General features: G+C 68.2%; 8 protein-coding genes, 1 tRNA gene and 2 pseudogenes. 8 read left to right on the forward strand and 3 right to left on the reverse strand.

Features of this window, described 5'->3' with window-relative positions; translation table 11 throughout:
- The 4 genes and pseudogenes from ACFVYN_RS23380 to ACFVYN_RS23395 form a co-directional block, all read left to right on the forward strand.
- Positions 1-246 (forward strand): annotated as a pseudogene (locus ACFVYN_RS23380) (dTMP kinase); the annotation flags it as partial.
- Positions 247-339: 93 nt separating this feature from the next.
- Positions 340-1,545 carry a DNA polymerase III subunit delta' gene (locus ACFVYN_RS23385; protein ID WP_390001479.1) on the forward strand — a complete coding sequence of 402 codons (1,206 nt, stop codon included), beginning with the start codon at positions 340-342 and terminating at the stop codon, positions 1,543-1,545.
- A 146-nt stretch (positions 1,546-1,691) separates the two neighbouring features.
- Positions 1,692-3,275 (forward strand): alpha/beta hydrolase, encoded by a 1,584-nt coding sequence (locus ACFVYN_RS23390; protein WP_390001481.1) that lies wholly within the window; start codon positions 1,692-1,694, stop codon positions 3,273-3,275.
- A gap of 118 nt (positions 3,276-3,393) precedes the next feature.
- Positions 3,394-3,470 (forward strand) — tRNA-Thr (locus ACFVYN_RS23395).
- Between the two features lie 741 nt (positions 3,471-4,211).
- Here ACFVYN_RS23395 and ACFVYN_RS23400 read toward each other — a convergent pair.
- Positions 4,212-7,703, reverse strand: a complete 3,492-nt coding sequence (locus tag ACFVYN_RS23400) for a DNRLRE domain-containing protein (protein ID WP_390001483.1) — start codon at positions 7,701-7,703, stop codon at positions 4,212-4,214.
- 351 nt (positions 7,704-8,054) lie between these two features.
- Here ACFVYN_RS23400 and ACFVYN_RS23405 point away from each other — a divergent pair, with 351 nt between their 5' ends.
- Genes ACFVYN_RS23405 through ACFVYN_RS23415 form a run of 3 tightly spaced genes read left to right on the forward strand, consistent with a single transcriptional unit; the run spans position 8,055 to position 16,028 of the window.
- On the forward strand, positions 8,055-15,032 hold the full coding sequence (locus ACFVYN_RS23405) for a ricin-type beta-trefoil lectin domain protein (RefSeq protein ID WP_390001539.1): 6,978 nt from the start codon (positions 8,055-8,057) through the stop codon (positions 15,030-15,032).
- Positions 15,033-15,088: 56 nt separating this feature from the next.
- Positions 15,089-15,538 carry a hypothetical protein gene (locus ACFVYN_RS23410; protein WP_390001484.1) on the forward strand — a complete coding sequence of 150 codons (450 nt, stop codon included), beginning with the start codon at positions 15,089-15,091 and terminating at the stop codon, positions 15,536-15,538.
- Positions 15,539-15,572: 34 nt separating this feature from the next.
- Entirely contained in the window at positions 15,573-16,028 is a 456-nt protein-coding gene (locus ACFVYN_RS23415; protein ID WP_390001486.1) for a hypothetical protein, read from the forward strand.
- A gap of 119 nt (positions 16,029-16,147) precedes the next feature.
- On the opposite strand, the pseudogene ACFVYN_RS23420 reads toward ACFVYN_RS23415, so the two are convergent.
- Positions 16,148-16,437 (reverse strand): annotated as a pseudogene (locus tag ACFVYN_RS23420) (transposase); the annotation flags it as partial.
- An 851-nt stretch (positions 16,438-17,288) separates the two neighbouring features.
- Positions 17,289-17,489 carry a hypothetical protein gene (locus ACFVYN_RS23425; RefSeq protein ID WP_390001488.1) on the reverse strand — a complete coding sequence of 67 codons (201 nt, stop codon included), beginning with the start codon at positions 17,487-17,489 and terminating at the stop codon, positions 17,289-17,291.
- A 157-nt stretch (positions 17,490-17,646) separates the two neighbouring features.
- Between ACFVYN_RS23425 and ACFVYN_RS23430 the strand changes: the two genes are divergently transcribed.
- Entirely contained in the window at positions 17,647-20,523 is a 2,877-nt protein-coding gene (locus ACFVYN_RS23430) for a LamG-like jellyroll fold domain-containing protein (protein ID WP_390001490.1), read from the forward strand.
- Positions 20,524-20,624 lie beyond the last annotated feature (101 nt).

Below are 20,624 nucleotides of genomic sequence, written 5' to 3' on the forward strand. Positions count from 1 at the left end.
GACGAGACGGCCGTGCTGCCTCCTGTGCCGGCGGATGGGCCGTCGGACCGGGTGCCGCCGGGGTACTTCCGGGACGAGGAGCGGACGCGGGAGCTGCCGCAGGTCGACGCGGAGGGGACACCGCGGCGCAGGGCCCGGTCGGACTGGGCCGAGGAGACTCCGCTGGACGATCTGCCCACGCTGGCCGACGAGTTGCTCGGGCCCCATGACGAGGAGCACGGGGACGACCGCCGTCGCAGGCGCTGAGAGCCCACGCCGATTGTCAGTGCTCGCCCGCACAATGGAGCCCTGGAGCAATGGACAGCCGGCGCGAAACATGACGAAAGGGCGGCGTGACCCATGACCGTATGGGACGACCTGGTCGGCCAGGAGAGGGTGAGCGAGCAGCTCGCGGCCGCCGCTCGGGACGCCGATGCGCTGGTCACCGCCGTCGTCACCGGCGCCCCGCCGCCCGAGGCGTCGAAGATGACCCATGCCTGGCTGTTCACGGGCCCCCCGGGGGCGGGCCGGAACCAGGCGGCGAGGGCCTTCGCCGCCGCACTGCAGTGCGTCAGTCCGGACCGGGCCCTCGGAGGAGTCCCCGGCTGCGGGTTCTGCGACGGGTGTCATACGGCACTCATCGGCACCCACGCCGATGTCACTTCCGTGGCCGCCGTCGGCACCCAGATCCTCGCCGACGACATGCGGGACACCGTCAGGAAGTCCTTCACCTCACCGGCGACCGGCCGCTGGCAGATCATCCTCGTCGAGGACGCCGAGCGGCTGAACGAGAAGTCGGCCAACGCGGTCCTCAAGGCCGTGGAGGAGCCCGCCCCGCGCACGGTCTGGATGCTGTGCGCGCCGTCCATCGAGGACGTCCTGCCGACGATCCGCTCACGCTGCCGCCATCTGAACCTGAGCACCCCCTCCGTGGAGGCCGTCGCCGACATGCTCGTGCGCCGGGAGGGCGTCGAGCCGGCCGCCGCGATGGCCGCCGCCCGTGCCACCCAGGGTCACGTCGACCGGGCCCGCCGCCTGGCCACCGACCCGGCCGCGCGCGAGCGCCGTGCCGCCGTGCTGAAGCTGCCCCTGCGCGTCGAGGACATCGGCGGCTGTCTCAGGGCGGCGCAGGAACTCGTCGACGCGGCGGCCGACGACGCCAAGCAGCTCGCCGAGGAGACGGACGGCAAGGAGACCGAGGACATGAAGGCGGCGATGGGTGCCTCCCAGGGCGGCCGCATGCCCCGCGGCACCGCGGGGGTGATGAAGGACCTGGAGGACCGGCAGAAGCGCCGCCGCACCCGTACCCAGCGCGACAGCCTCGACCTGGCCCTGACCGACCTCACCGCGTTCTACCGCGACGTCCTCGCCCTCCAGCTCGGCTCCCGGGTCGCGATCGCCAACGCGGACGCCGAGGACGCCCTGGAGCGACTCGCCCGCGGCAGCACCCCGGAGACCACGCTCCGCCGTATCGAGGCGATCGGCGCCTGCCGCGACGCCCTCGACCGCAATGTGGCCCCGCTGCTGGCGGTGGAGGCCATGACGATGGCGCTCAGAGCGGGTTGACCATGTGCGGGGTGACCATGTGCGGGGTGACCATGTGCGGGTTGCCCACGTGTGGGTTGACCACGTGCGGGTTGACCACGTCACTCGTACGAGGCTTTGTTTACACGGATGGCAATCAGTAAACTGCACAGAGTTACGCTCGCCTGATGCACACCAGGCGCAGCTCCCGCTCCCTCCGCACCGTCGGCGCCCTTCTGTCCGCGGCGCTGCTCGTCTCCGCCTGCTCCACGGGCGCCTCGACGAGTTCGGCCGCCTCGGCCACCTCGGCCGCCGACGTGGCCCTGGGTGCGTTGCCGCAGGCGACACCGGCCGCGCTGTCGCCGTACTACCGGCAGAAGGCGCGCTGGCACGGCTGCGGGGTCCCAGGTTTCGAGTGCGCGACGCTGAGGGCGCCGCTCGACTACGACAGGCCGGCCGGCGGGGACGTCCGGCTGGCCGTCGTCCGCAAGAAGGCCACCGGGCCGGGTAAGCGCCTCGGGTCGCTGTTCGTGAACCCGGGCGGACCGGGCGGCTCGGCGGTCGGCTACGTCCAGGCGTACGCCGGGATCGGCTACCCGGCCGAGGTGCGGGCCCGGTACGACATGGTCGCGGTGGACCCGCGCGGAGTCGGCCGCAGTGAACCCGTGGAATGTCTCGACGGGCGGGACATGGACACGTACACCCAGACGGACGTCACCCCCGACAACGCGCGCGAGACGGCCGAACTCGTCGACGCCTACAAGAAGTTCGCGCAGGAGTGCGGCGCGCACTCGGCGAAGCTGCTGCGGCATGTGTCGACGGTCGAGACGGCTCGCGACATGGACATCGTGCGGGCGGCACTGGGCGACGCGAAGCTGAACTACGTGGGGGCGTCGTACGGGACGTTCCTCGGGGCGACGTACGCGGGACTGTTTCCCGGCCGCTCGGGGCGGCTGGTGCTGGACGGCGCGCTGGACCCCTCGCTGTCCGCGCGCCGGGTGAACCTCGACCAGACGGCGGGCTTCGAGACGGCGTTCCAGTCGTTCGCGAAGGACTGTGTGCAGCAGCCGGACTGCCCGCTCGGAGCGAAGGGCACACCGAGCGCGGAGGTCGGCCGCAAGCTCAGGGCCTTCTTCAGGAAGCTCGACGCGCACCCGATCCCCACCGGCGACGCGGACCGCCGCACCCTCGGCGAGGCCCTCGCCACGACCGGTGTGATCGCGGCGATGTACGACGAGAGCTCCTGGGCGCAACTGCGGGAGGCGCTCGGCTCGGCCATGAAGGAGAACGACGGCGCGGGGCTGCTGGTCCTCGCCGACAGCTACTACGAGCGGGACGCCGGCGGCCGCTACAGCAACCTGATGTCCGCCAACGCGGCGGTGAACTGCCTCGACCTTCCGCCCGCCTACGCCCGCCCCGAGGAAGTGGAGAAGGCCGTCCCGGCCTTCGAGAAGGCGTCCCCCGTCTTCGGCGCGGGCCTCGCCTGGGCCTCCCTCAGCTGTGCGTACTGGCCGGTGCGACCCACGGGTGAGCCCCACCGCATCGAGGCGCGCGGCGCCCGCCCGATCGTCGTGGTCGGCACCACCCGCGACCCGGCCACTCCCTACCGCTGGGCCCGCGCCCTGGCCGCCCAGCTCACCTCGGCCCGCCTGCTCACCTACGAGGGAGACGGCCACACCGCCTACGGCCGTGGCAGCGCCTGCATCGACTCGGCGATCAACGCGTACCTGCTTCGCGGGACCCCGCCGGTGGACGGGAAACGGTGCTCCTGACCCCCTCCCCGGACCGACGAACAGCTCCGGACAGCGCACGCCGGGGCTGGTTCGGAGCACCCTCCGAAACTGTGTAGACTTGCCGACGTTGCTGATCGCACCATGGTGCGGACGGCGCGCCGCCTTAGCTCAGATGGCCAGAGCAACGCACTCGTAATGCGTAGGTCTCGGGTTCGAATCCCGAAGGCGGCTCCATGGTGAACCCCAGGTCGGGCCTCTGACCTGGGGTTTCTTGTTTTGAGCGACCTTGGAATTCGGGCTAATCGGGCCCCTGCGGTCTACGCATCGTAATGCGTAGGTCGCAGGTGTCACTTCTGTGACGAAGATTCAGCTTTAAGCGTCTGACCTGGCCTTTTCTCTGCCAGGGAGGGATGGATCAGGCTCGTGCCAGGGCTCTCGGTGGACAGCCGGTGGACAGCCGTGTGTGACAGTCCATCAGGGAGTTTTCGCTGCCGACCAGCGACCGATGAAGTGGTCCGGTCTTTTCTTGGTCGATCGGCGTCGCTGGAGCTGTCCGGTCCCGACAGTTCTCATGTGCAGTCGGGGATCGAAAGTGCGGTCGACGGGCCGCGCGATCCGAGTTGGGGCAAGTCGCCATGATCTCCGTCGACACGGGGCAGCCCCTCGCTCGACATCAAGGTCGCCGGTCTGCGCGGTGCTGCACGCGATTCCCTCCGTCAGTTGCACGGCGGCGATCCATGATCTTCGCTCAACCGAGTGGAGCGTCCTCTGGGCTCAGTAACCGTGGTGTGGTCGACGCGGCTACTGGAACCTGCCGCAATAGGGCTCCATGGTCACGACGAGGGACACGACCGGCCGGTGAACGATGTCGGACGCTGTGTACGGGGAAACCGCATGCACACTTGAAGCGGTGGGGACTGGAAACGGAGCGACAGTTGCCGTGTCCGTCGCTACCGTGCCAGTCCCCGACCCGATTCAGCCGATGGTCAGCTTGTTCTGCCAGCCGCCGTTGATGATCTCCGTGCCCGAGCCGCTCAGGGCTGTGCGGCTGCCGGCGTAGAAGCGGACCGTGCCGTCCACCTTCAGGGTCCAGATATCGGGGATGTCGTCCCCGTTGGCGTCCGGGGTGCCGAAGAGCAGCCGGATGTTGGAACTGCCCCAGCCGGAGGCGCCGTACTCGGTGTCCGCGCCAGCTGAGGAGGCGGCCCCCGAGGCCAGTGAGTCGAGGTCGACTCCGCCGCTTGTGCTGTCCTTGATGCCCTTGCGCAGCAGCAGGCGTCCGCTGGCGTCCGAGCGGTAGACGAAGTCGGTGACGCCGTCGCCGGAGATGTCCTGGGCGGTGACGAGGTCACGGTCGGTCCAGGCTGACGCGGACAGTCGCCGGGCCTCGTCCACGGTGGCGCCGTTGTATCCGGTCAGCGCCCACAGCGCGTCGCCGGCCGTGAGGAAGAAGTCGGGCTTGCCGTCGCCCGTGGCGTCGCCGGCCGAGACGATCTGAGTGATCGTGGAGGGGGCCGGTGCACCGGCCGGCAGCAGGATCTCGTGGCGTTTGCCGATGTCGACCGCGCCGTAGCCGTCGCCCGAGTACACCCACAGCTTGCCTTCGCGCACCGCGATCAGGTCCTGCAGACCGTCGCCGCCGTAGACGTCGCCGAGGTGTGCGATCAGGGTGTTCTTCCAGTAGCCCGAGGGCGGTGCCACGTACAGGGGCACGTCGTCGTCCCCGCCGTTGGGGTCCTTGGCGGGGTTCTCGCGGTAGGCGCCGGACATGGAGTATCCGAGCGTGCCGGTGCCCTTGGACAGGTCGGTCGTGGCGCGCTCCGGGTACATCCGCAGGTTGCCGTTCGCGTCCACGACCATCAGGTCGGGGAGGTTGTCGCCGGTGAAGTCGCCGGGTGCGTCGGCGTCATCGCGCGGGGTGACGTAGAAGAAGTATTTCCGCGGGTCGGACACGTTTCCCGCGTCGTCAACGGCCCGTACGTACAGCACGTTGGGCCCCGCGAGGGGAGGCTTGGCGCTGGACCAGGTGGTCAGGGTGGAGGTAGCCGCGCCGTTCGTCCTGGTGGAGGAACCGGTGTAGGTGGGCGCGTTGAAGCCGTACTCGTACTTCACGACGTCGGTCTGCGAGGCCTTGAAGGTGAAGGAGCCCGCCGTGCCGAACTTGATGGTGCTCCACGTGGAGTCCTCGCCGTCGTTCCCGAAGCCGTTGTCCTTCGCGTCCGCGTCGGGGAACTGCGTCGAGGTGACGACGGGCGGAGTGGGCCGTGCGCTGTCGAAGACGAAGCGGCACGGGGTCTTCTTGGGCGTGTACGCGGAGGAACTGCCCCGCTTGTCGACGGATTTCGCCCGCCAGGAGTACTTGACGCCGTTCTTGAGCCCGCTGGTGGAGAACGGGTCGGTGTGCACCCGGGCGGAGGCGGTTTGGCTGCCCACCGACACCTTGCCCTTGGCGCCGAGCAGGTTGCCGCTGCCGCCCGTCGGCCACAACTCGAAGCGCACGGAGGCCAGGTTGGAGTCCTTGTCGCTGGAGTTCGCCCAGAAGGTGATCGAGGAGGCGCCGACGTTGATGTACGGGGAGCTGGTGTCGCAGGACAGGTCGGGGTCGAGGTCCAGGTGCGAGGGCGCGGCGGGCGGGCGGTTGTAGACCAGTTCGACGTACGGGTCGTTGCCGCCGTCGGCCTGGAACTTCTTCCAGCTGTACGCGGAGTTCTCGTCCCCGGCGCGCATGCCGATGGTCAGCGTGTCCCAGCCGCCCGCCACAGCTTTTTGCGCGGCGGACTTGACGTCGAAGGCCTCGTAGTCGTCCGGGCAGGTCCCGGACTTGTAGCCGTGTGCGAAGCTCTTGCTCGCGAGCTTGTTGCCGGCCGTCATCTTCGGGGCGTTGTTCCAGTTCGTCTTGTTGCTGATCGGCCCGGTCAGATACACGTTCATCGTGCGGGCGCTGCACGACCAGGAGTAGGTCTCCAGCGCGTGCAGCTTGGCGCTGATGACGGACGCGCCCTTCAGGTCCGGGTTCCAGTCGATACTGAAGAACGAGCGGCCGGTGCCCCAGGTGTCGGACTCGAAGCCGACGCGCGCCTCATGCGTTCCCTTGTTGAAGTTCCGCCCGTTGTAGAAGTTCGCCTTGGGGTAGCGGCTGTACGCCGTCGTCCAGTCATTGGTGTGCTTGCTCACCGACGGGTCGATGAAGACCGGGTAGACGGTGTCCGGGTCGGTGAGGAAGTCCTGGTCCGGCGTCAGGGTCCAGGTCGGGCCGGTCAGGTCCGTCTCGACGACCGTGCCGCGCGAGTCGGGCTGCGGCCCCGCAAGGGACGGCAGATCGAGTGTCGCCGCCGCGCCACTGTGGGTGGGGTCCGGGGACGCCTCGGCCGGTACGGAGGGCTCGGCCGCCTCGCTCTCGGTGGCCGACGGGTCGGGGGCCTCGTCGGTCGCGTCGGACAGAGTCTCGTTGTCGGTGTCCGCCTCGTCGCCGTCGTTGACGCTGTCGCTGGGCTCGGGCGAGGCGTCCGTCGGCGACTCCGAGTCGTCCGGCGCACCGGTGACGTCCGAGGACAGGCTCTCGGACGCGGTCGGCGAGGCACCGCTGCCTGCCTGGCCGTCGGTGAGAGCCGGGGTGCCGGAGTTGTCCCACATCAGCGGGGTGGAGGAGACCGCCACCTCCTCGCCGTCCGTGTCGTCGGCGCTGACGATGCCGGTCGTCGGGTCCAGCGAGAAGCTCAGATCGGGAGAGGACAGGCCGTACGAGAGTTGCGCCACGCGGGGATCAGCGGCAGCCTGACGGGTCTTGACCACCAGCAACTGCGCGAAGCCGCCGTCGTCCGCCGTCAGCACCAGGTCCGCTCCCGGCAGGATCTCGGGGTAGAGCGCGCGGGAGCCGTCGATGACGGGCGTCGGTATGACGCCGGGCCAGGTCAGGACGATGTCGTGGCCACCGGTGCTGAGTGTCACCAGCGCGTTGGAAGTCGTGGCGTCCACCTGCGTGAGCAGCGGCATCCGGCGTGCGCCCGCGCCGCGATCGGCCCGCTCGTCGCCTGACCGGGTGCCGGCTCGCGTACCCGCCGAGAAGGTCATCCGCACATTGGTCGCCCTGGGAGACCAGCCGTCCGCGGTGTGGGTGAGGGTTGTGTCGATCGCTCGCCACTTCCCGCCGCCCTTGGCCCGGATCGGCGTGGAGTGGACCCGGCGCTGCAGCAACCCGTCCGGCCGCGCCCAGGTGGTCTCGTACGCCGTGCGCAGTCCGGTGACCTCGACCGGCATTCCGGTCCGCGCTGCCTTCGCCGCCGCGTCGGCCTCGCTCAGCGGTGCGCTGTGCCGGGCCGGCGCCCCGGGGTGCGGCCGGCCTCCGTCGCCGCCGCCGTTCAGCCCGGCGTACGTCAGACCGGAGGCCGCTACGGCGGCCACGACGGCCGCCGCGGTGATCCGGCGACCGGACATGCGGCGCCATCTGCTCGGCCCTGTGGTCGTCATGCGCGCGTTCCCTTTCCCCCATCGGACAACGGGACCAGATCATGTCCGAAGGAGCAGCGGCCGTCACGCGCCCGCTTTCGGTGGCCGACTCATTGCGGTCTGTTGGGGTGTCATTGGGCCCGGCTATGAACGGGCATGACCGTTACGCGGCGTGATGATCACCACACAGCCACAGGGAACTCTGGCTTTCCCCACAACTCCCCCACAAAATCAGGCCGTTCTTGACGCGGCTTCACCTGCGCAGCTCTGTCTGCCCATCCGGCCGCTTCATGCCGTTCGGGGGGTTTCGCTGTGCCTGTCTTCACGTCCGTGCGCCGCTCGCGCGGCCGCCGTTCCGCTCTGCTCCCGGCCATGGGCCTCGCGCTGGCGATGGGGCTGCTGCCGACCGACGCCATGGCGGCGCCCCCGGATCCCGGCAGCGCCGAAGTGCCCCGCGAGGACGTCACGTTGGAGCAGCTGCCCGTCGAGCCACTGGTCGGTGGCTCGACCCGCGACGCCAAGCTCGACAGCATCGCGGTCGACAGCCCCGAAGCTCAGCACGAGGCCCCGGCCGGCACCACCACCCCGGCCGTGTCCGGCACCGCCGCCATCTCCTTCGGCGGCTCCACTCAGACGGCCGCCCTGGGCGGCACCACCACGGTGACCCCGGCGGACTACACGCCCGCCGGCGCCCTCCCCGTCAAGCTCGGCCAGGCACCGGACGCCCCCGCGCCGACCGGCACTTGGCAAGTGGCCGTGTCCCCCCGCACGGCGGCCGAGTCCGACGGCGTCGACGGCGCGGTGGTCACCGTGACCGCGCCCGCCACCGGGGCGGTGCCCATCTCCGTCCAGCTCAGCTACAAGACGTACGAGAACCTCTACGGCGCAGACTGGGCCTCCCGTCTGCAGTTCGTGCAGTTCCCCGACTGCTACCTCACCACCCCCGACCTGGAGGAGTGCCAGGCCTACACAGAGCTGGAGACTGTCAACGACCCCGACTCCAGGACCGTCACCGCCACCGTCGACACCGCCGCCGACGGAACGGTCTCCTCCGCCTCGACGACCAGCGCCTCGGCGTCTTCGGGGATCCTCCAGGCGTCGTACGTCCGTCCGGCGGCGGCCACCGGGGACAAGGCGGTGGTCGGTGCGGTGGATTCGGGTTCGGGGCCGGGCGGCACGTTCAAGGCGACGCCGCTGGCCGGTGACGGCAAGTGGAGCGCCGGTGGTTCGTCGGGCGCCTTCACCTGGTCGTACCCCCTGCAGGTGCCGCCCACCCCGGCGGGTCCCAAGCCCGACATCTCGTTCGACTACAACTCGCAGGCAGTGGACGGCAAGACGGCGACCACATCTCCGCAGGCCTCCTGGATCGGAGAGGGCTGGGACTACGACCCGGGCCACATCGAGCGCCGTTACCGCACCTGCAAGGACGACCGCGAGGACATCGGTGCCGGGGCGGCCAACAACAAGGAGAAGAAGTACAAGACCTCGGACCTGTGCTGGGTCTCGTACAACGCCGTGATGACGCTCGGTGGCAAGACCACCGAACTGGTGCGCGTGGGCAGCTCCGACACCTACCGGCCGGAGCAGGACGACGGCACCAGGGTCGAGCACCGGACCGGCGCGGACAACGGTGACGAGAACGGCGAGTACTGGATCGTCACCACCAATGACGGCACCCAGTACTTCTACGGCCTGAACAAGGTCGGGGGCGGTCATGCCGACACCGGCTCCGTCTTCACCGTCCCGGTCTACGGCAACCATCCCGAGGAGCCCTGCCACAAGGACACCTTCGCCGACTCCCGCTGCACCCAGGCCTGGCAATGGGGTCTGGACAAGGTCGTTGACGTCCACGGCAACGCGATGGTCGTCAACTGGCAGCGGGAGACCAACTACTACGCGGCCAACAAGAAGTTCAAGAACCCCGTGCCGTACGTCCGCGGCGGGTACCCGACCAGCATCGAGTACGGGCTGCGTACCAAGGACCTCACCAAGCCTTCCGCGAAGGTCGTCCTCGACACCGGGCAGCGCTGCCTGGAGACCGACGGCTCCTGCGCCGCCGAGAAGTTCGACGACACCAAGAATCCCGCCTCGTACCGCCCCTGGTGGGACAGCCCGGGCAACCTCAACTGCAAGTCCGGTTCCAAACTGTGTCCGGCCTTCCCATCGTTCTGGACGCGGATGCGGCTGGCATCCGTGACCACCTATGGCGCCCGCCCCGGCGTCACCGGGCTCGCCAAGGTGGACACGTACACCCTTCATCAGTCCTTCCCCCGCGACTGGTACAACACCTCACCCGGGCTCTGGCTGAACTCCATCACCCGCACCGGCTACGCGCCCGGTGACAGCACCGGCACCACGCTGACGACGTCCGGTGTCAGCTTCGGCCCCTACGTCGTGGACAAGGGCGATCCGCTCGGCAGTTACCTGAAGGACCAGCAGCTGCCCAACCTCGTCCCCCGTTACAAGGGCGATCCGCGTCCCGGCTTCACCCGCCCGCGGATCGGCACGGTGTCCACGGAGAACGGCGGCGATATCGAGGTCGTCTACAAGGGCGGTTGCAGGACCGAGCCCTCCGTGGCGCCGGAGAGCAACCAGGGCACCTGCTATCCGGTGCGCTGGTCCCCGGACGGCGACCTGGAGAAGCCGGCTCTGGCCTGGTTCGACAAGTACGTCGTGCACTCGGTCACCGAGACCGACAGGATCACTGGCTCATCGGATCGCATCACCAGCAAGTACACCTACTCCGGGGCCGCCTGGGGCAAGGACGACGACGAGTTCTCCAAGCCCTCCCTGCGCACCTACAGCGTCTGGCGCGGCTACCAGGAGGTCACCACGGTCAAGGGTGCGAAGAACAGCGCCGGCGTCGGTGTACCCCAGACCCAGTCGTTCTCCGTCAAGCGCTACTTCCGGGGCGCGGGCGGCGCGGTCAAGGACTACAAGGGCGAGGTCACCCTCGTCGCCGACGACGCGCCCCAGTACGCGGGCATGGTCGCCGAGGCGATCTCCTACGACGGCACGGGCGGCCGCGTCCTCAAGCGCACCCTGAACTTCCCCTGGTCGAAGCAGACGGCCTCCCGTGACCGGGACGGCGGCCTGTCCCCACTGGCGGCCCAGCGCGCGGGCATCAAGCGCACCGACGACATCCAGACGGTCGGCTCCGGTTGGCAGGCGGTGCGTACGGAGACGGAGGTCGACTCCGACTACGGCTTGCCGGTCCAGGTGCAGACCGAGGTCGTCAAACCGAACAGCAGCGGCGGTGAAACCCTCAGCGACTTCACCTGTGCCAAGACCGACTACGTCGCCAACGAGTCGGCCCACCTCATCGGGTTGCCCAAGCAGGTCCGCAAGACCGCGACGTCGTGTGCGGACTACGACAAGGCGGATCCGGCGACCCAGCTGATCGAGGCCACCCGGGTCAGCTACGACGACGGCGCGTGGGGCGCGGCCCCGACCAGGGGTCTTGCCACCAGTTCCGCGTCGACCAATGGCGCCGGCACCTCCTATTCGGTGGTCACCGGCACCACCTACGACCCGCTCGGCCGGGTCCGGAAGGTGACGGACGCGCTCAAGAAGACCACCGAGACCCAGTACACCCCCGGTGACGACGGAGGACCGGTCACCGCCATCACGACCATCAACGCGAAGGGCCACACCTCGGTCAGCACCATTGATCCGGGGCGCGGCCTGACTCTCACCGTCACCGATCCCAACGGCCGGGTCGTCCGCAATGAGTACGACGCCCTGGGCCGTCTGGTGAAGGGCTGGACCGCCGCGCGTTCATCCGGCGACCAGACCCCCGACGTGGTGATCAGCTACCAGATGGCGACCGCCACGGCCACGGTGACCAAGCCGACGGCGGTGACCGTCAAAAGCCTGAAGGACAACGGCGAGTACGCCAAGCAGGTCACCATCTACGACGGCCTGATGCGTCCGATCCAGACCCAGAGCGACGCGCACGGCCCCGGCCGGGTCATCACCGACACCCGCTACGACGACCATGGCCTGGTCCGCGAACAGACCGGAAGCTACCTAGCCAAGGGCGATCCGGTTGCCGCGCAGTTCAAGCGGGCGAGCGACTCCACGGTTCCCAGTCTCAAATGGACCACCTACGACGGCCTGGAGCGCCCCGTCAGGACGACCACGGTCCATAGCGGCAAGGCCGTGTACTCGGACAGCACCACCTACGGTGACAACTGGACGCTCAGGCGTCCGGCCGGCGGCGCCACACCCGCGGTCAAGTCGTGGACCGACGCGCTCGGCCGGGTCAACCTCATTCAGCACTACACCAATGTGGGGCTGAGCCACTGGCGCAACACCGAGTACAGCTACGACGCCCGCGGCAACCGCACCACGGTCAAGGACGCGGCCGGCAACCTGTGGACGTCCACCTACGACGCTCGCGGCCGTCTGACCGATTCCACCGACCCGGACACCGGCGCCTCGTCCTTCGGCTACGACGACCTGGACCGCACGGTCAGTGTCACCGACTCCTCGCTGAAGACCGTCTACACCTCCTATGACGAGATCGGGCGGGTCACCGCCTCCCGCGAGGGTTCTCCCGACGCAGCCCCGGTCAAGGAGTTCACCTACGACCCGGCCGGCGCCCTGGGTCAGCCGGCTTCCTCCATACGCCACGACGCCACCGGCGACTACATCACCCGCGTCACCGGTTACGACACCGAGTACCGGCCCACGGGACGCGAGATCGTCATCCCGGCGAACGCGAACACGACGGGCCTCTCCGGCACCTACAAGTACAGCTACACCTACACTCCCGGCGGCAAGCCACTGAGCGTCACGCTGCCCGCGGTCGGCGGACTGGCCCAGGAGAAGGTCGTCACCCGCTACGACACCGACGGCCTCCCCGTGTCGACCTCCGGCCTCAGCTGGTACACCAGCGACGTCACCTACTCCCCGTACGGCGAACCCCTCCGGACCGTCAGCGGCCCGCAGCCCTACCGGGTGTGGACCAGCAACTTCATCGACGAACACACCGGGCGCCTGCAGCGCTCGGTGTGGGACCGGGAGACGGCGAACTCCCATCGCCTGGCGGACAGTTACTACTCGTACGACCGCGCCGGAAACGTCACCTCCACAGCGCGCAAGCTCACCGACGGAACGACCTCCGCCTGGGACAACCAGTGCTTCACCTATGACAACCTCGGTGAACTGGTCCACGCCTGGACCTCCAGCACCTCCGTCGGCACCGCCGGCACGGGCTGCAAGTCCGCCTCGGGCACGGTCTGGGGTTACCGCGAGGACGGCCAGTCCTCCACCGGTCCGATCGCCGAGGCCGCCGCGACCGACTCCGCCGGCAGCAGCGTCGACATCTCCGCGTCGCTGGCGGGCGCGGCCCCGGCCTCCGGCACCGTCGCGACCGGCACCACCGCCTACTGGCAGTCGTTCACCTTCGACACCATCGGCAACCGCGCCTCGCTGACCGAGCACAACCCGGCCGACTCCGCGCTGGACGAGACCAGTACGTACTCCTACGGCACCCTGGTGAGCGGCAACGGCACGAGCGCTCCGAAGCTGACCCAGCCACACACCCTCACCAAGACCGACCCGGCGACCGGCGCCGACCTCACCTACGTCAATGACGCGACGGGCAACACCAAGACCCGGTCCTTGACCGGTGGCAGCCAGAGCCTCGTCTGGAACTCCGAGAACAAGGTCACGGACGTCACGGGGTTCGGTGACGGCGCGGGCGCGGTCGTCGGCTTGTCCGGCAAGTGCATGGACGACACCAGCAGCTCCACCGCCGACGGCAGCGCAATCCAGCTCTACTCGTGCAACAACACCGTCGCACAGCAGTGGAAACCGACCGGTGACACCCTGCGTGTGATGGGCAAATGTGCCAGCGCCAACGGTACGGCCAACGGCACCAAGATCCTGCTTGCCACCTGTGATGGCAGCGCCGCCCAGAAGTTCACCGTTCGCACCTCGGACAAGAGCCTTTACAACCCGGCCTCCGGCAAATGCATCGACGTACCCAGTTCCAATGACGCCGACGGCACCGACCTGCAGCTGTACACCTGCAACGGCAGCGCTGCTCAGCAGTGGATCCCCGCCGACCACACGTCGTACGTCTACGACGCCGAGGGCAACCGGATCCTCCAGCACTCCGCGGCCGGCAGCGTGCTCTACCTCGGCGAGACCGAAGTCTCCGCGGACGCCAAGGGCAACGCCGTACAGGCCACCCGCACGTACACGCACAAGGGCGCGCCGTCGGTGGTCCGCTCCACCAAGTACGGCAGCACTACGGGGCACAAGCTCAGCGTTCTGCTGAGCGATCCCCTCGGCACAGCCACCCTGTCGGTGGACGAGACCAGCGGGCAGCCTTACACGCGTCGCTCCTTCAAGCCCTACGGAGAGGTCCGCGGAACCAAGCCGACAAGCTGGCCAAACAGCCGTTCGTATCTCGGTAGCGGCATCGACGACACCACTACCGCCCTCACCCACCTGGGCGCGCGCGAGTACGACCCGTCCACCGGGCGCTTCCTGTCAGCCGACCCGGTCATCGACGCGGCCGATCCGCTCCAGATCAATGGCTACGCCTACAGCCACAACAACCCCACGACGCAGAGTGACCCGACCGGGCTGTACGACCCGGACCGGATGCAGTACGAGCAGGAACAGGCACGGAAGAAGCGAGAGGACGAAGAGCGAAAGCGCAAGGCGCGGGCCGAGGCTTTCAAGAAGGTCCGTGAGAAGTACACCCTGGCTCACGACACCACGATTCTGATGGCCAAGTCATGGCTGGTGATGGTCCAGCCGCATGGCGGCGGCGTCGTGACGGTCGATCTGCAGCAGACCGCGAAGATCCGTGATTCCGAGAACTGGATCAAAGGTGGGTCGAGTGACCATCCCGGAAAGGAAGACGGCTGGGCCGACCTTCTGTACTGGACCGACGACAGCGTTTACGTCTGGGATGTGAAGCACGGCGGCGGAGAAGCGGAACGCAAGGGCGGAAAGGAAGTGACGGACAAGGTCAAATACCTGCAGAAGCAGCTCAACGGCATGGGTATGGGGTATTTGAAGGCCAAGGTCGGATTCGACATACCGCCCCAAGAGGGCATCAACAACTTCAAGAAAAATGAATGGGTCCAGTCGTATCCGTCCACTCGCAGCAAGGGTGTGATCGCCTATAAGACCAAAGAGATCAAACGGATCACCTTGCCCGGGCCGCAAGTCCAGGAGCAGGAGCAGGAAAACGAGGATTCATTGTGGGAGAAAACGCAGAACTGGTGGCATGAGAACATCACGAACCATGACTGGTCCAACAATCCGTGGATGCCCAAGAGCCCGGTTGGAGGCGGCTTCCCGATGCCGCTCCCTGTCATCCCGTGAGGTGACGGTACAATGAGGCTCTTGAGGTCTGTGGATCGGAGTGACTGGCAATGGATATGACGCTTCGAAGGATTTCTGCTGCGGATGCGGACAAGGGATTCCGGCATGTCGTAGCCGGATTCTCGGGTGAACGCAGCGGTGTGGAGAGCGAGTGCTTTCTCGGCCGCGAGTGGGAGGTCCTGGAGCAGATCCTGCTGGCTCAGGGGCCTGAGGAGATCAGCGAACTTCCCATCACCATGGGTGACCTCCTCGGTGACGACGACCTCGGCACCGCCTGCTTCTACCTCCCGCCGGACGAGGTGACGGTCGCAGCCCGTTTCCTGGTCGCCATCGACGTCGAACGGTCCGTCGCCGACCACACGGACGAGATCGCGAGGACGTTTCGCCACGGCGATATCCCGGCCGGTTACCTGGAAATCCTCGGCCGCTACCTGGAGAAGGTCCGTGATCTCTACACCGCGGCCGATCAGGCAGGTGAAGGCATTGCGAAACTTGTCCAGGGATGAGAACCACCGCCGCCCCGAACCACGGTCGGTAAGGGTGGCGGCCGTCGCGAGCGTCACCGGCGCACTGCTGGCCCTGCTCGCCGGCTGCGGCACGACGCCGGTGTCCTCGGGTGAATCCACGTCCAAGGCTGCGTCCACGACCGCGATCCCGGCCGCGAAGGCACGCGACATCGAGCAGGAACTGACGGCCGCCTTCCGTTCGGGCGGCCTGTCCTTGTTGGACGAGCCCACCAAGGACGAGCAGGGCTGCGTCATCGGCTACCTGCTGCAGCCGTTGTCCCAGCATGGGCCCGACCCCGTGGACGCCACTGTCGCCAGCCTTCGCGGCGACGGCTGGGGTGGAGAGCGCCGCACCCTGCTGAAGGGAATGCGGCGGGTAACCCTCGTCAAGGACGGCTGGACCCTCCGAGTTCGAGACTATTCCGCCCAGCGAGCCAAGCGTGGCTTCGTCGCTTTGCTGGCCACCAAAGCAAGCTGCAAGTCGTCGTAGTTCTGGCGCAACTTCGATCTCCTCGGCACCCTCACCATCTCGGTCGGCGAGACCGGGGGGAGCCTGCATCCGCCGTTCCTGCAAGCCGTGCGGCGAGAACAGACCCTGCGCCGTTCGGTCAGCGCCCGATTCCTGTCCCATGCCGGCATGTCGATCAGCCGGGACACCGCCGGATCGGAGGCCACCGGGCCGAACAGACCTGGCTCGGTCCGCACCATGCCGACGTCAGCCAGACAGTCGCCGCCGAGCGCGACGGCCAGGGCCACATCCAGCAGGACCTTGCCCGGATCGTGCACGGACCGGGGTTCGCGCCATGGTGCCAGCGACGCTGATATCGCGGTGTCCAAGTCGGACTTGCGGACTCTCTCGATCAGCAGGACAGACCGGCCTGGGTAACCACTCGCGGCATCTGCCCTCAACACGGACGCAGGACGGGACCCGCTACTCCTGTCGGGTAGCCGGAGTCCATTGCTGGACCCCGGCCCCCTCAGAACCGTACGTGCACGTCATCCGCGCTGTCCGAACCCACCAGAGAGGGCGCTTGTGGGGGTCTCACAGTGATTTCCGCTCGGCCCTCCCGACCGCTCGACAGCAGCGCTGATCGCCGGGCGGCAGTCTCACTGGCGGGCCGTGAGGACTCCGCCGGTGGACAGCCGGTGGACAGACGCCTTTGGACAGCGCATCACGGGGTGACACGGGTCAACCTGTCGCACGTGCTCTGATCAGGAAAAACGTCACCGGACAGCACGACGAGGCACTACGCAACACGATCACTCATGGTCTCGTAATGCGTAGGTCTCGGGTTCGAACCCCGAAGGCGGCTCCGAAAAACCCTGGGACTCACTCGCCGTGACCTGGGGTTTTTTGTTTCCGGTGACCTTGGAATCCTGGCCGATTGGGTACCTGTCGTCCGCGCATCGTAATGCGTAGGTCCGGGGTTGTATTTCCGTGACCATGTTGCGGGCTTGAGTCTCTGAGCTGGGCTTTTGCTTGTCTGGGAGGGGCGGGTCGGGCCAACGCAATGAGGTTCGGTGGACGACCGGTGGACAGGCGTGCGTGACACTCCATCAGCGGCCTGTCGTTGCCCCTGGATCCACGGAGCGAAAATGAGAGCGTCTTCGATGCGGCGGTGGGAAGCAGCGGGACTGTCTGGTCCTGACAACTTCAGTTTCGGACGCATTCGGCTATCCGGCAGCGATGCCGTCGTATGAGGGACAGCGTCCTCCGGCTCGCGTGGCCGCTCCTGTTGGAGGCTGGGATTCAGCGTCCGGCTCCGGGCGACGGTGTCTTCCGGCGGCATGGCTGGCCCCAGCTTGACGCCGATGGGTTGTGGACAGTCAGCGCGAGGCCGACGTGAGTTCCGTCCTGCCGGCGTGTCCGCTCTCCGATCCGGCCGAAGCGGGCGGATCCGCTGTACGTGCCGCGCGCTTCCTCCCGCGCTGAGGATCCTTTATAAGGCATGAGAAGTAGCACAAAAGCGGCCTATCGGGCGGCTCATTCTTGATATGCCCTTGAATTGGCAAAGGGAGTCCCATACGTTTCCCCTGTCACTGCTTCACAGCATGGCCACATCAATTTCATAGCGGGCTCTGGGGAGAGCCCGGGGGGAGACAAGGGCATGACCAACCCTTGGTTCCGGCGGCTTCGTGCTGCCCGGACGCTCGGCGTGCTGCTCGGCGGCGCCGTCGTCCTGGGCTCGTTGCCCGCCGTCACCAGTCCGGCCGACGCGGCCGGCAGCACACGGCAGCTCTCGGCCGAGGCGGCCGCGTTCGAGTTGGCCGCCGAGACCGGCGAACCGGTGGAGATCGTTCAGCGGCGAACCGAGGACGAGCTCGTCTTCGCCAATCCGGACGGCAGTTTCACCAGCGAGACCAGTGTCCAGCCGCAGCGGGTGCAACGCGCCGATGGCAGCTGGGAGAAGGCCGACGCCACGCTGGAGCGGCGGGCGGACGGCACGGTGGGCCCGAAGGCCGCCGTCGTCGACCTGGCCTTCGCGGGGGGCGGTTCGACCGACCTGATCACCCTGGGCGACGACGGCAAGTCCTTCACGCTGCGCTGGCCCAAGCCGCTGCCCGAGCCGGTCCTGGACGGCGACACCGCCGAGTACCGCGAGGTGCTGCCCGGGGTCGACCTGTTGTCCAGCGCCACCGTGACCGGGTACTCGTACGTCCTGAAGGTGAAGACCCCGGAAGCCGCCGGCAACCCTGAACTGGCTCGACTGCGGCTGCCCGTACGGTCCGAGGGCCTCGACCTGACCACCGGCCCGACCGGCGGGCTGCAGGCGGTGGACGCCTCCGGGGAGCGGCTCTTCGGCGGTCAGGCGCCCAAGATGTGGGACTCCGCCACCGCCGCCGAGGAGGTCCCGGCGGATGCCGTGCCGGCCTCCGGCTCCGGCGCCCCCGTCGAGAACGGGCCCGACGCGGCGGCGAAGGTCGCCGACATGGGTTTGGACGTGACCGCGTCGGCCGTCACCGTCGAGCCCGACGCTTCCGTGCTGACCGCTTCCGACACCGACTTCCCGGTCTACCTCGACCCGGAGGTCGGCATGTCCAAGAGCGAGTGGCTGTACGTCTCCAGTGCCCACCCGAGCACCGAGTTCCACAGGTTCAAGAAGGACGAGGGCGTCGGGCGCTGCTCGTACGAGTCCATCGGCGGCACCTACTACGTGTGCAGCTCGTCGCCGTACACGAACCGCATGTACTTCCAGTTCGGCACCTCCGGCTGGAAGAACCGCACCATCTCCAAGGCGGTCTTCGAGGTCTACGAGACCTTCTCCTTCTCCTGCCAGAAGAGCACCGTCAACCTGCACGCGGTGGCCGAGGGCGGTGTGGACTCCGCCACCAACTGGAACAACAAGCCCAAGGACGGCGACCTGATGGTCGACCGCACGGTGGCCTACGGCCGCGGCGACAGCTGCAGCCCGGATGCCCCGGCGAGCTGGGTCGACTTCCAGGACAGCGCGGACGAGAGCAACGAGAACCTCACCGCCACCGTCCGCAAGAAGGCCAGGGCCGAGGACCCGATCGCCTTCTCGCTGCGGGCCGCCGACGAGGACGACGCCAACTCCTGGAAGCGGTTCCGGGGCGACAACGCCAAGCTGGTCGTCACCTACAACACCACCCCGGGCAAGCCGTACAACGAGCGGCTGACCAACCCGGAGGAGAAGACCTGCACCACGGCCAACACCAAGCGGCCGTGGATCCGTGACGACACCCCGACCATGGCGGTCAACGGCACCGACGCCGACTCCTACAGCGACGGCACCGGCCAGAACCTCACCGCCACCTTCCGTGTCTGGGACCAGATCGATGGCAAGCCCAAGGTCTACGAGGGCAAGGACGGCCCGCAGAACGAAGGCGTCTTCGAGGAGAACATCCCCGTCAGGGAACTCGCCCACGGCCACGGCTACAAGTGGCACGCCCAGCTCTACGACGGCTCCACCGGCAAGCTGAAGGATTCCGGCTACTCCGACTGGTCCGACTGGTGCGAGTTCGTGGTGGACACCGAACGGCCCGACACCAAGCCGCTGGTGAAGCCGGCGGACGGCGAGGCGGACCTGCCCGTCGGCGCCAAGCGGCACTTCACCCTCTCCGCGAACGGCAACTCCGACTCCGTCTTCAAGAACGACGTCGAGTACTACGAGTGGGACCTCGGCAGCGACACCCCCGGCCGCAAGGCCACGCCCGCGAGCCTCGGCGGCGACGCCACCATCGAGGTGCCGACGTCCAGCTTCGGACCGAACGTGCTCTACGTCCGCAGTGTCGACCAGGCGGGCAACCGCGGTCCGTTGGAGAAGTACATCTTCACCGCCGACCGCGCCTGCGCCGACGCCCTCGCCGACTCCTGCGCCGCCGCCGTCTACGGCCTCGACCAGACCTCTGACGCCACGGCCCCCGACACCTCCGGCCACGACCGCGACCTCACGGTCAAGGGCGCCGACTGGGTCGTGGGCAACCACTCCGCCACCGAGGCAGCCGACAAGGCCCTGCGCTTCAATGGCAGCAGCGACTACGCCACCGCCGCCTCCGCCGTCCACACCGGGCAGGCGTTCACCGTCTCGGCCTGGGTGCGGCCGACCTCGCTGAGCGAGAACATCTCGGTGATCAGCCAGGTCGGCACCAGCGGCAACGGCCTCAACCTCTACTACTCGACGGCCTACAAGCGCTGGATCTTCGGCCGCCACATCGCCGACAAGGACGGCTCCGACATCGTCCGCGCCATGGCGCCCAGCGAGCGGCCCGCGACCGTCGGAAAGTGGACTCACCTGGCCGGCACCTACGACCCGGCGGCACGGAAGTTCACCCTCTACGTCGACGGAGAGGAACAGGGCAGCACCTCCGTCACCGGTGTCTGGAACGCCACCAAGGGTCTGAACATCGGCCGCGCCCAGTACGACGGCGCGTGGCACGACTACTTCGCCGGCGACATCGATGACGTACGGCTGGTACCCGGCCTGCTCTCCGGCACCGAGATCTACCGGCTGGCGAACGACTAGGGCTTCCAGCAACCGGCGGCTCGTGACCAGAGCAGCTTCACCCGGGCGCACGGCGGTCGACCGGCGCCCGGGCACCCCACATCACACGGGAGGGGAGCGCG

The sequence above is a fragment of the Streptomyces sp. NPDC058307 genome (assembly GCF_042880295.1).
Lineage (GTDB): Bacteria > Actinomycetota > Actinomycetes > Streptomycetales > Streptomycetaceae > Streptomyces.